Source organism: Bacteroides sp. PHL 2737 (assembly GCF_004115325.2).
Classification (GTDB): domain Bacteria; phylum Bacteroidota; class Bacteroidia; order Bacteroidales; family Bacteroidaceae; genus Bacteroides; species Bacteroides hominis.
The window spans coordinates 2,445,702-2,458,556 of record NZ_CP040630.1 but is presented as its reverse complement, the minus strand read 5'-3'; the positions used below and the strand labels follow the sequence as shown (position 1 = coordinate 2,458,556).

Below are 12,855 nucleotides of genomic sequence, written 5' to 3'. Positions count from 1 at the left end.
AACTAACATAAATACAACATGAAACATTTAGCAGTCTATTTTTTACTGGCATTGCAAGGAGTTCTATTCAGCCTTTCACTCTCGGCCGCAACTCCTCAGAACACAATAGCCTATTGTGATGGGAACGTACGTTTTAGCATTCTCACAGATGGAGTTATCCGTATGGAATGGAGTCCTTCGGGTACGTTTACCGACGCCCCATCATTTGTAGCAATCCACCGTAACTTACCGGTTCCGGAGTACACGGTACAAAATAAAAGTGCGGTGGTAGTGATAAGTACCGCCCGTATGAAATTGAAATATAAAAAAGGGAAAGGTCCTTTTACGAAAGATAATTTAACGATTACATCGGCCAAAGGAATGTTGCCCTTCGAGTGGACACCCGGTACAACGCAAAAGGGAAACCTGAAAGGGACGGACCGCACACTGGATGGTTTTGAAGGAAACCACAACATATACAGCCATCAGGACATGAAGCTGGAAGACGGTCTTCTCTCAACAGACGGATGGACTCTGATTGACGATTCAAAGAATTTCCTGTTTGATGATTCGGAATGGCCCTGGGTAGAGACACGTGAAAATAAAGACGGACAAGACTGGTACTTCATGGCCTATGGACACGACTACAAAGCTGCCCTGAAAGATTATACAGCCTTTGCGGGAAAAGTTCCTCTACCACCCCGGTACGCATTCGGCTATTGGTGGTCAAGATATTGGAGTTATTCGGACAAGGAGATGCGGCAATTGGTGGACAACTTCCACACTTATAACATTCCTTTGGATGTATTGGTGGTAGACATGGACTGGCACTATACCGAACCGGGGTTCGGCGGATGGACAGGATGGACATGGAATCACCGACTCTTTCCGGATCCTGCCAAATTCCTCGGTTATCTGAAAGACAATGACTTAAAGATTACCCTAAATCTACATCCTGCCGATGGTGTGGCCCCTTACGAAGAAAAATATCCGGAGATGGCACAATGGATGGGAATAGATACGGCTAAACACGAACCTATCCCCTGGGTAGTTTCGGACAAACATTTTATGAACGGTATGCTGAACAAGGTACTCCGCCCCATGGAAAAACAAGGAGTAGACTTCTGGTGGCTCGACTGGCAGCAATGGATGTATGACAAGAAAGTGGACAGCCTCAGTAATACCTGGTGGATCAATTATGTTTTCTTCTCGGATATGGAGCGTAACCGTGATACGCGTCCGATGCTCTATCATCGCTGGGGAGGACTGGGCAATCACCGTTACCAGATCGGCTTCTCGGGAGATGCTGTCATATCATGGAAATCGCTTGAATTCCAACCTTACTTTACTAACTGCGCCTCCAATGTATTGTATGGTTACTGGAGCCATGACATCGGTGGGCACATGTTCAAAGGCGGTGAAAAAGAAATACTCGATCCGGAACTTTTCACCCGCTGGATGCAATACGGTGCTCTGACACCCGTGATGCGAACTCACTCTACAAAGGATGCGGTCCTGAATAAAGAATTATGGAATTTCAAAGGGGATTATTTCGAAGCCTTACGTAACTCGATCCTATTCCGCTACCAATTGGCTCCTTATATATATACGATGGCCCGGGAGACTTACGATAATGGTATTTCTATCTGCCGCCCGATGTATTACGATTATCCTGAAGCCAAAGAGGCATACGATTTCAGAAACGAATACATGTTTGGTGACCAGATTTTGGTAGCCCCCATCACTACTCCCATGCAAAACGGACTTTCCACAGTAAAGGTGTGGCTGCCGGAAGGTAACGACTGGTTTGAATGGACAACCGGAACCTTGTTGAAAGGAGGACAGACAGTAGAGCGCTCGTTTACACTGACCGAATATCCGGTATACGTAAAAGCGGGCTCCGTACTCCCTCTTTACAACCGGGTGAAGAATCTGAACAGCAATAACGAAGAGATTATCGTAAATGTATTCCCCGGAGGAAGCGGTTCGTTCTGTTTCTATGAAGACAACGGCAATGATAAATATTATGCCAACGAATATGCCCGTACCCGGATAGCCTGTGAACGAAAAGATAATCTTTTAACCGTAACGATTGCTCCTCGGAAAGGCAGCTATCGCAACATGCCGCCTAACCGTCAGTTTAAGATAAAAGTATTAGGTTCCGCCATTCCGGAAGCAATCACCGTGAATGGAAGCAAAGCAGAATATGAATACATCGGTGATGAATTGGCATTACTGATCACTCTACCGGAAACATCGTGCAGCCAGGGAAACACGATAGAAATTCAATATCCGACTTCTATCCCGGAATTAAATGACGGAATGGTTTCACAATTCAAACGATTCAGCAAGGCTGTTACTGCGCTCAAATACCGGGATGCCGGGATCGTATTGACCCCTGCCATGGGAGCGACCGAAGCGACCAGCATTGCACTGAATTACTCGCCCGAACGTTTTAACAAACTGATAGAAGCATTCAAAAGAAACTATAGTCAAATGCCGGAAATGCTCAAGGAGCAAAAACTGAACGAGACTAATACCCAATGGTTTTTGGAAACAATCGGCTGGAAAAAATAGAATCACTTACATCTTATATTTTTCCCCACGAAACATTGCAAATCCAAGTAAAACTGATATCTTTGATAGAAATAGATATCACCTATCCATGGATTGAAATTATCTATTTGACGAGTAAACAATTTAGCGCTACTTTTGTCAAGTAATAACACGGAAGAGGGGCTGTAAAAGACTTCACATCATTGAAAGCTTTGTTTCCGGTAAAAACCAAAACTATATGGAAAAGAAAAAACTTACAGCAGCTAATGGTCGTCCTATTGCCGACAACCAAAACAGCCAGACAGCAGGCCCCCGCGGGCCAATCATGCTACAAGATCCATGGTTGATTGAGAAACTCGCTCATTTCGATCGTGAAGTGATCCCCGAACGCCGTATGCACGCTAAAGGCTCCGGAGCTTACGGCACATTTACCGTCACACACGATATCACCAAGTACACACGAGCCGCTATCTTCAGCCAGGTAGGTAAACAGACAGAATGTTTCGTACGTTTTTCAACTGTAGCAGGAGAACGCGGAGCCGCCGATGCAGAACGCGATATCCGTGGATTTGCCATGAAGTTTTATACAGAAGAAGGAAACTGGGATCTGGTAGGTAACAATACCCCTGTGTTCTTTCTGCGTGATCCTCTGAAATTCCCCGATTTGAACCATGCAGTAAAACGTGACCCACACACCAACATGCGTAGTGCCAATAACAATTGGGATTTCTGGACCCTATTGCCTGAAGCCCTCCATCAGGTAACCATTACAATGAGTCCGCGCGGTATTCCGGCTTCTTATCGCCACATGCATGGATTCGGCAGTCATACTTACAGTTTCCTAAATGCTGAGAACAAACGTATCTGGGTTAAATTCCACTTGAGAACCATGCAGGGCATCAAGAACCTGACTGATCAGGAAGCTGAAGCCATCATAGCCAAAGATCGTGAATCACATCAACGTGACTTGTACGAAAGTATCGAACGAGGTGATTTTCCGAAATGGAAATTCCAGATCCAGCTAATGACAGAAGAAGAGGCTGACAACTATCGCATCAACCCGTTTGACCTTACCAAAGTTTGGTCGCACAAAGATTTCCCGTTACAGGATGTAGGTATCCTTGAACTGAACCGTAACCCGGAAAACTATTTCGCAGAAGTAGAACAATCGGCTTTCAACCCGATGAACATTGTTGAAGGTATCGGTTTCTCTCCCGACAAGATGTTACAGGGACGCCTATTCTCTTACGGCGATGCACAACGCTATCGACTGGGAGTAAACTCTGAACAGATTCCGGTGAACAAGCCACGTTGCCCGTTCCACGCATTCCATCGCGACGGAGCTATGCGAGTGGATGGCAATTATGGCTCGGCCAAAGGCTACGAACCGAACAGCTATGGTGAATGGCAAGACTCTCCGGATAAAAAGGAACCGCCTCTGAAGGTTCATGGAGATGTATTCAACTATAACGAACGCGAATACGATGACGATTACTATAGCCAACCGGGTGACTTATTCCGACTGATGCCTGCGGATGAACAACAATTATTGTTCGAAAATACCGCACGTGCTATGGGCGATGCAGAACTGTTTATCAAACAACGGCATGTGCGCAACTGCTACAAAGCTGATCCGGCTTATGGTGCAGGAGTAGCCTGTGCCTTGGGTATTAATCTGGAAGAAGCATTGAAAGAATAATTTTCTCTCTTTTTATATGCGCCTTAAATGTTAGACAATAACATTTATGGCGCATTTTTATATCAATGATTCGTCGTCTTCCGTTATTTGTCTATCACAATGCCTTCCACAGTTTCTGGAAATCATTATATTTACCGTAGCATACCAATACGTCATCCGGACGAATCTTGGCATTCTCGGGCAATTCGTTCACTATCTTGTGCTCTACCAACGAAATGCCCAAGCAATTCTTGATGGTATTGGAGCGTTTCAGTCCTATCAGCTTTAAATGAAACTCTTCATCCAGATTTAACTCATTGACAAAATAGCCTACAAATTTCTCGGGAACATTGAATTTGACTACATAGTATTCCGAATCTATCCGGAAAGTTTCCATCTTTGTACCAAAATCCAGCAACTGCACCAAACTTCGGGCGGCATCTTCTTCCGGAGTCAGTATCTTCTCCAGTCCAAATGCTTCAAGCACTGCTTTGTGTACTCCGTCGATGGCACGTGCATAAATATGTTGCACCTGCTTTTGCTTCAACATAGCCACCACACGGATTGAAGCTCCGAAATTCTCACCAATGGCAACAATCACCATATCAACACTGTTAAGAGGCAAAACGGAAAGAGACTGCTCGTCCGTCGCATCGATTACAAAGGCAGTGGCAATCTTATCTTTTATGCTATCTACCCGTCCTTCGTCCAAATCGGCCCCTATCACCTCGTGCCCTAAGGCGGAAAGTTCCTCAGCCAGCACATGACCGTAGTTTCCAAGACCAATAATAATGTATTTCATAATAAATTCAACTGATTAGTTTATGATAATGTTATCGCTCGGATAACGGTATTTTGTATTCTTTTTCTGTTTCACGATGCCCAGCACCAGAGTGATAAATCCTACACGACCGATAAACATAAGCAGAGATACCAGCAACTTACTTTCATCACACAGCAAAGGAGTGGCATTCAGACTGGAGCCGACCGTACTTAAAGCCGACACACATTCAAACGTCAGGGTCATGATAGACATCTTGGGTTCCAGTATGCTCAGAATAAAGACAAACACAAACAAGATTCCCAAAGAAACGACTACCGCAGCATTGGAACGTCGGATGGAGTCATGTGACAACTCACGGCCAAATACCTCCACTCTTTCGGTTCCTCTCAGCACAGCGATCAGGTTGAGTGAGGCAACAGCAAAAGCATTTACTTTCACACCACCGGCTGTGGACTGTGCCGCACCACCGATCCACATCAGGACTATATAAAGCATGATGGTTTGTATGCTCAGTGAAGTCAGGTCTACACTGCTGAATCCGGCGGTTCGGGGGCAAGTGGCATTGAAGAAAGCCTGTGTCCACTTATCGGCAACCGACATGCCTGCAAACGAATGATTCCACTCGAAAAAAGCAATGGCAAGCGTTCCGAAAACCAGTAGCAGAACAGTCATTATCAATACAATCTTAGTATTGAGATTGAACAGATGATGTACCTGATGATTGTCCCACTGGCGGGTACGGATCAGACGCCAGAAACGACGGGCATGGTAAACTATAATATCTTTAAAATTAACCAGAATCGGAAATCCGATTCCACCAAAAATAATCAGGAAAGACACGGTTATATACAGCCAGTTATGCTGGGTCATAATCATCGGATTGCCTAAATTACCGGGCAACGTAGAAAATCCGGCATTACAAAAGGCAGAGATGGAATGAAAGGCAGAAAAAGCCAGTTCATCCTGAACATCCATCCCCAGCGTACCATGTATACTGAACCAGATAGAGAGCATGCCTATCCCCTCAATGACCAATGTAAAACCTAATATGTACAATAAAGTAGAGAATAACGACCCCAATGAATTGGAACTTACCATATCACGTACGACCAACTGATTGTACAAAGAAGTATTTCCCATGAAGAACATGGCAAAGAAACTGGTCAGTGTCATCACTCCCAGACCACCGATCTGAATCAAAAGAATGATAACTGTCAGTCCGGCCGGCGTAAAAGTAGCGGATACGTCAACGGGAACCAACCCGGTTACGCAGACGGCACTGGTAGAAGTAAACAACGCGTCGACCCACGATAAGGTAACCCCCTCCACAGTACAACGAGGCAACATCAACAACCCCGATCCGATAAATATAATCACCAGGAAGCTGACAGCCAGAATCAAAGAAGGATTGGTTCTCCTGCCCAACAATCGTACCAGCCCATTAGACAAATTCAGTAAGGAGAAAAGCAACAGCAAGACAATATGGTAAAAGTAACCGTGCAGGAATTCCCACAGATGCAGAATAGCCCCTCCCTCCTCGGGCCGATGGAAGATAACAGGAATCAAAGTCAGATACAGTAACCAGCTCAGTATCCAGGCCAACTTCCGGAAATTCTTTTTCGTATCTCTATATTCAAGCAGGATATGCAGCGTAACGTCGATCAAGAATATAATCCAAACCGTCTTATAAAGAAGATGTATTTTCGTAACTTCATGGGCAGAGAGCGTAAAGCCATGTTCGTAAATCACTCCGACTATCAGCATGATGGAAGCCAGATAGGTGATAATTGCCATTAATCGTAACAAAAGTCGTACGTAAGGCTGCAACAATTTATTCTGGTACAAAAAGAATTTATGATAAATCTTCATCGGATTGCATATTAATAGAGTCGCACAAACTTAACTAAAATAACAAACATATCCGATTCTTTGTTGCTGAAATCATATAATTCTTAAAAATTATACTTACTTTTGGCATCAGAATAATCAAATAACTACAATATTATGAGCGACAAGAAAAAAAGGTACATACTGCCTGAAGAAGAAATTCCGCATTACTGGTACAACATACAAGCCGACATGGTGAACAAGCCGATGCCCCCGTTGCATCCGGGAACCAAACAGCCATTAAAGGCAGAAGATCTGTATCCGATCTTCGCGGAAGAGCTTTGCCGCCAGGAACTGAACCAAACCGACCAATGGATAGAAATACCGGAAGAGGTTCGTGAAATGTACAAATATTACCGCAGTACTCCATTGGTCCGTGCCTATGGGCTGGAAAAAGCATTAGGCACACCGGCACATATTTATTTCAAGAATGAAAGTGTCAGCCCGATGGGTTCGCACAAATTAAACTCGGCCATTCCACAAGCTTATTATTGTAAAAAAGAAGGTGTACAGAATGTAACAACTGAAACCGGTGCCGGACAATGGGGAGCTTCTCTGGCTTACGCCGCCAAACTTTTCGGTTTGGAAGCAGCCGTTTATCAAGTGAAAATCAGTTATGAGCAGAAACCTTACCGCCGTAGCATCATGCAGACCTATGGTGCCCAAGTGACTCCTTCGCCTTCGATGTCGACCCGTGCAGGAAAAGATATTCTGACTGCACACCCGAATCATCAGGGCTCATTGGGTACCGCCATCTCTGAAGCCATCGAACTGGCTCAAACTACTCCAAACTGTAAATATACATTAGGTTCCGTTCTGAGCCATGTCACCCTGCACCAGACCGTGATCGGCCTGGAAGCTGAAAAACAAATGGCAATGGCAGGTGAATATCCCGATATGGTGATCGCATGCTTTGGTGGTGGTTCCAACTTCGGTGGCATCGCGTTCCCATTCATGCGCCATAACATCCTTGAAGGTAAAAAAACACGCTTCATTGCTGCCGAACCGGCATCTTGCCCGAAGCTGACCCGCGGTAAGTTTCAATACGACTTCGGCGACGAAGCAGGATATACCCCACTGTTGCCTATGTTTACATTGGGGCACAACTTTGCTCCGGCCAACATCCACGCCGGCGGACTTCGCTACCACGGTGCAGGAGTGATCGTTTCGCAACTCCTCAAAGACAAACTGATGGAAGCTGTCGATATCAGCCAACTGGAATCTTTCGAAGCCGGATGCCTGTTCGCACAGGTTGAAGGTATTATTCCTGCTCCGGAATCTTGCCACGCCATCGCAGCCGCCGTTCGTGAGGCAAACAAATGCAAAGAAAGCGGAGAAGAGAAAGTGATTCTGTTCAACCTGTCCGGTCACGGACTGATCGATATGGCTTCGTATGACAAATACCTGTCCGGTGACTTGGTAAACTATTCGCTTACAGATGATGATATCCAAAAGAATCTGGATGAAATAGGCAATCTGGCTTAACCGTCGGATCCCATCAGAGCTTTTGCCCCATAACAATATATGTAATCACTCATTACATATATTGTTATGGGGCAAAACATATATTGTTACGGAAATGTTATCTTTGCATATGAATCAAAGAAAAGAATATGAAATATATCGGAGCACATGTCAGTGCATCAGGAGGCGTTGAGTTCGCTCCTGTCAATGCACACGAAATCGGGGCCAACGCATTTGCCCTCTTTACTAAAAATCAACGCCAGTGGGTCAGTAAGCCACTAACCGAAGATAGTATCCGTCTCTTCAAAGAAAATTGTGAGAAATTCGGCTTCGCCCCCGAATACATTCTCCCGCACGATAGTTACCTGATAAACCTGGGACATCCCGAAGAAGAGGGACTGTCCAAAAGCCGGGCTGCCTTCCTTGACGAAATGCAACGTTGCGAACAATTGGGACTGAAACTGTTGAACTTCCATCCCGGCAGCCACCTCAACAAGATACCGGTGGAAGAATGTCTGGATCGGATCTCAGAAAGCATCAATCTGACTTTGGAAAAGACCCAAGGAGTAACTGCCGTTATTGAAAATACTGCCGGACAAGGAAGCAACCTGGGAAATGAATTCTGGCAGCTGAAGTACATCATCGACCGCGTGGAGGATAAAAGTCGTGTAGGGGTTTGTCTGGACACCTGCCACACTTTTACAGCCGGTTATGACTTTCTGAATGATTATGATGATGTCTTCGGAGAATTCGGTGAAGTAGTCGGATTTGAATATCTGCGGGGGATGCACCTCAATGATTCCAAAAAAGAATTAGGTAGTCGAGTAGATCGTCACGACAGCATCGGTAAGGGACTAATCGGTTTCGCTTTCTTTGAGAAACTAATGAAAGATCCCCGTTTCGACAATATGCCGTTGATTCTGGAGACCATTGACGAAACACTGTGGCCCGAAGAAATAGCTTGGCTGAGAGAACAAGCTCAATAGATATTGGCCATACTTACCAAAGGTTCGTATAATTTTTCAATATCTTGTGCATCCATCTCGATCTGCACCTGATCCCCCGGAACAAGTTTTTGCTTTGCCGGGGGTATATCTTTCCGATCACGGTGTATATTGATAATCTCACAACGTTCCGGCAATAGTAATTCGCTTACCGTCTTTCCATCAAAATACGAACCACTCATCACTTCGACAGAAAGAGTATAGCGCTTCTCCTCCTGAAAGTCAGGAGAACTGATCATGTCATCATAAAGTGTTACATTAAACGGCTGGATCTGCAACATCTCCGTAAAATAGTAGGTCAGCCCTCCCACAACAATGGAGGGGTAGAAAACCTCCAGATGTCCTGTGATCTCGGTAATCAAAACGATTGCTGTCAAAGGAGTCCGGATCACCGCAACCAAAAAAGCAGACATACATATCAGCATGACATAGCTGATGTTTTCGTATCCGATAATGCCCTGACGTACCAGGATCAAAGCAACGATCTGCCCGATCAGTCCCCCGGTAACCAGAGTGGGAATAAAACTTCCTCCCGGCAATCCGGAAGAAAACGAAAGCACACTAAAAACAAAATGCAAAATCATCATACCTACAATCCACATAATATGGGTGTCAGCATGCATCGCCTGCTCCAATAAAAATTGTTCACCTCCACCGGTCAGATTCACTTCCGTGAGTGATATTAAATAAGCAATAAACAACAAATAGAGCATCTTCACATAAGCCGGATGCTTGATGGCCGGATAAAGTCGCTTAAACCAAACTGTAATAACCGAATAAATCTTACCGGATACGGAAATTACCGCAGCCAGCAATAAGAACAATTTGACTTGTGAAGAAAAAACCAGTCTGGGAGAAATAGCGTCAATCTGGAAATAAGGGTTAATGGGAAAGATCATACTCGCCACACCACCTGCCACCACTCCGGCGAGCAAAGTGGTTATGGCGGTCTTAGGTGCATCAAAACGTTCGATAGACTCAATGACCAATAACGAAGAAGCCAAGGGAGCGGCAAAAGCAGCAGCCAATCCGGCACCTGCACCGGCGGCAAGCAGTTGTTTTCGTTCACCGGCAAGCACCCTTCCCCATTTAGACACCAGACAACCGATATAAGAGCCGATCTGCACGGAGGGCCCCTCACGTCCCAAAGACAAACCGGCACTCAACGCCAACACTCCTCCCACAAACTTAGATACTAACTCTATAAAAGGATGCTTGTAGGAGATACGTCCGTTAATCACTCCACGGGTTTGAGGAATCCCCCCACCGGTGATCAACGGCATCTTTTTCACCAGCCACATCACAAATAAGAGGATACCCCATAAAGACAAAAAGATAGGAATATGCCAATACCAATGTGGCTGTGAATCAAAAAAGTTTCTACGGGTATTAAAAAAGAATTGTAACAGATAGTGATAGGGTACAGCAACAAGCCCTGTCAACAATCCCACGAATATACTGACAAAATAAAGACGGGCATCTATCAATTTCAGCTTCCATACCCGCCACTTCCTCATATCCTCTAAATCACCTGATTTTCCAAACATATCTCCGTCCGTTATACCGTTGCAGAGTACAACAATCCGGAGATTGCTTAGTTTCACCGGAATAGTTAAAATTAGTTCAAACAAATAAAGGCCGCCACAAGCACTCGTCTTGCAGCGGCCTTCTATATGTAGACCTATTATTTAGAACTTACTTACTTGACTTCCTCAAAATCAACATGATATACCTATCAGCAACTTGCGTACACGTGTTGCAAATATAACACAAACCCGAAAATAAGCATCCATAAGCAACACACGCTCTTGCTCACAAAAGTACGATTTTTATTCATAAACAACGAGACATAAACGCATAAAAATCAAAAGAAAGCGATGTTTTTAACAGATTCTTCGGTTTTATCCTTACCTTTGTGTATGATATTGGGATATTATACCCGAACAACAATAAGGAAACTATGCAAATACATAACAATACATTGATAGTGGAATGCTCGGCTTACGATTTCAAGGAAATGCTGGAACGTAAGAAAGTAAAGTCATGGCTTAAATCCGTGTCGGCTTTTGCCAATACGGACGGTGGCAGTTTGTTTTATGGAGTGAATGATGAAGGTGTAATTGTAGGGTTGGAGAATCCACAAGCCGATGCTGATTTTATCAGTGAAATGATGAAGGCACGACTTGACCCTGTGCCGGAAGTTCAGCTTATTCCGATAGAACACGAAGGGCATACCCTGCTTGAAGTGAAAGTAAAGGCAGGAACGCTTACACCTTATTACTATTATCAGGATGGGACACGTACCGCATATGTACGAGTTGGCAATGAAAGTGTAGAATGCAACTCCCAACAATTACTTTCGTTGGTATTAAAAGGCACGCACATGACATGGGATTCTCTTCCTACCCAAGTGGATGCCGGCAAACATTCTTTCATCATCCTTGCCAATACTTTCCGTGAGCAAACCCATCAAGAATGGAACGACAAGTATCTGGAATCATTCGGACTAGTAACTCCTGACGGCAAACTGACCAATGCAGGATTGCTGTTTGTGGATAATTGCACGGTATTTCAATCGCGTATTTTCTGCACCCGTTGGACTGGACTCTATAAGGATGATGCCATCAGTTCCGTAGAACATCGGGCTAACCTTGTGCTGCTCTTAAAATATGGTATGGATTTCATCAAAAACTATACCATGAGCGGCTGGGTGAAGATGCCAAACTATCGCCTTAACCTCCCCGACTATTCCGACCGTGCCATCTTTGAAGGACTGGTAAACCACCTTATCCATAGAGATTATACTATAATGGGCGGTGAAGTACATATCGACATTTATGATGACCGCGTAGAACTGGTATCACCTGGTGCTATGCTTGACGGTACACAAATTCAAGACCGTGACATATACAAAGTGCCGTCCATGCGTCGTAATCCTGTCATTGCAGATGTGTTCACACAGTTGGATTATATGGAGAAACGTGGTTCCGGTTTACGCAAAATGCGAGAGCTTACAGAGAAATTACCTAATTTCTTGCAAGGCAAAGAACCGCAATATCAAACGGAAGCGACCTCTTTCTACACCACGTTCTATAATTTGAACTGGAACGAAAGCGGAAGAATACCTGTAGAGGAAGTAGCCAACAGGGTAAATAGTACCCTCGAAAAGTACCCTGTAAACGAAGAAAGTTCGGTCGAAAAGTTCGGTGTAAACACAAAAGAGTTCGGTGTAAATGAAGAAAGTTCGGTCGAAAAGTTCGGTGTAAATGCGGATAAGTTCGGAGATACATCGGAAACACAGAAGAAAGTCAGTAAAACTGCACAAAAGATAATCGACCTCGTTATTTCAGATCCTTCAATCACAGCTGATAATATGGCCAACAAGATTGGTGTAACTAAACGCGCTATAGAGAAAAATATCAAGAGCCTTAGGGGTATGGGAATTTTGGTTCACGAAGGTTCAGACAAGGCTGGTTATTGGCGCATTATTGTTAAACCATAAA

Annotated in this window: 8 protein-coding genes; 5 read left to right on the top strand and 3 right to left on the bottom strand. The window is 44.5% G+C overall.

The genetic code is table 11. From position 1 onward, the window contains the following. Positions 1-18 precede the first annotated feature (18 nt). Positions 19-2,556: a glycoside hydrolase family 31 protein gene (locus DBK98_RS09955; RefSeq protein ID WP_005809768.1), complete on the top strand. Its 2,538-nt coding sequence runs from the start codon at positions 19-21 to the stop codon at positions 2,554-2,556. Between the two features lie 217 nt (positions 2,557-2,773). Beyond that, complete coding sequence (locus tag DBK98_RS09950; protein WP_005809771.1) at positions 2,774-4,234, top strand: catalase; 1,461 nt, start codon at positions 2,774-2,776, stop codon at positions 4,232-4,234. 94 nt (positions 4,235-4,328) lie between these two features. On the opposite strand, the gene DBK98_RS09945 is transcribed toward DBK98_RS09950, so the two are convergent. Both DBK98_RS09945 and DBK98_RS09940 read right to left on the bottom strand, forming a co-directional pair. Beyond that, a complete protein-coding gene (locus DBK98_RS09945; protein ID WP_005775954.1) occupies positions 4,329-5,015 on the bottom strand; it encodes a TrkA family potassium uptake protein in 687 nt (228 codons plus the stop codon). A 15-nt stretch (positions 5,016-5,030) separates the two neighbouring features. Beyond that, the gene (locus DBK98_RS09940) at positions 5,031-6,866 is read right to left on the bottom strand and encodes a TrkH family potassium uptake protein (protein ID WP_005809772.1); all 1,836 of its coding nucleotides are present in this window, start codon (positions 6,864-6,866) and stop codon (positions 5,031-5,033) included. A 135-nt stretch (positions 6,867-7,001) separates the two neighbouring features. Between DBK98_RS09940 and DBK98_RS09935 the strand changes: the two genes are divergently transcribed. Both DBK98_RS09935 and nfo read left to right on the top strand, forming a co-directional pair. Continuing rightward, the gene (locus tag DBK98_RS09935; RefSeq protein WP_005809773.1) at positions 7,002-8,369 is read left to right on the top strand and encodes a TrpB-like pyridoxal phosphate-dependent enzyme; all 1,368 of its coding nucleotides are present in this window, start codon (positions 7,002-7,004) and stop codon (positions 8,367-8,369) included. 128 nt (positions 8,370-8,497) lie between these two features. Beyond that, positions 8,498-9,334, top strand: coding sequence for a deoxyribonuclease IV (gene nfo / locus DBK98_RS09930; RefSeq protein ID WP_032535522.1), 837 nt, complete (start codon positions 8,498-8,500; stop codon positions 9,332-9,334). Here nfo and DBK98_RS09925 read toward each other — a convergent pair. Continuing rightward, positions 9,328-10,899, bottom strand: coding sequence for a ClC family H(+)/Cl(-) exchange transporter (locus DBK98_RS09925; protein WP_032535531.1), 1,572 nt, complete (start codon positions 10,897-10,899; stop codon positions 9,328-9,330). The two genes, nfo and DBK98_RS09925, sit on opposite strands and share 7 nt — an antisense overlap. 413 nt (positions 10,900-11,312) lie before the next feature. Here DBK98_RS09925 and DBK98_RS09920 point away from each other — a divergent pair, with 413 nt between their 5' ends. Then, positions 11,313-12,854: an RNA-binding domain-containing protein gene (locus DBK98_RS09920; protein WP_011109350.1), complete on the top strand. Its 1,542-nt coding sequence runs from the start codon at positions 11,313-11,315 to the stop codon at positions 12,852-12,854. The last annotated feature ends 1 nt before the right edge of the window (position 12,855 follow it).

Coding starts and splice junctions, on each gene's coding strand:
- DBK98_RS09955 (WP_005809768.1), top strand. CDS start 19: ATGAAACATTTAGCAGTCTATTTTTTACTGGCATTGCAAGGAGTTCTA.
- DBK98_RS09950 (WP_005809771.1), top strand. CDS start 2,774: ATGGAAAAGAAAAAACTTACAGCAGCTAATGGTCGTCCTATTGCCGAC.
- DBK98_RS09945 (WP_005775954.1), bottom strand. CDS start 5,015: ATGAAATACATTATTATTGGTCTTGGAAACTACGGTCATGTGCTGGCT.
- DBK98_RS09940 (WP_005809772.1), bottom strand. CDS start 6,866: ATGAAGATTTATCATAAATTCTTTTTGTACCAGAATAAATTGTTGCAG.
- DBK98_RS09935 (WP_005809773.1), top strand. CDS start 7,002: ATGAGCGACAAGAAAAAAAGGTACATACTGCCTGAAGAAGAAATTCCG.
- nfo (WP_032535522.1), top strand. CDS start 8,498: ATGAAATATATCGGAGCACATGTCAGTGCATCAGGAGGCGTTGAGTTC.
- DBK98_RS09925 (WP_032535531.1), bottom strand. CDS start 10,899: ATGTTTGGAAAATCAGGTGATTTAGAGGATATGAGGAAGTGGCGGGTA.
- DBK98_RS09920 (WP_011109350.1), top strand. CDS start 11,313: ATGCAAATACATAACAATACATTGATAGTGGAATGCTCGGCTTACGAT.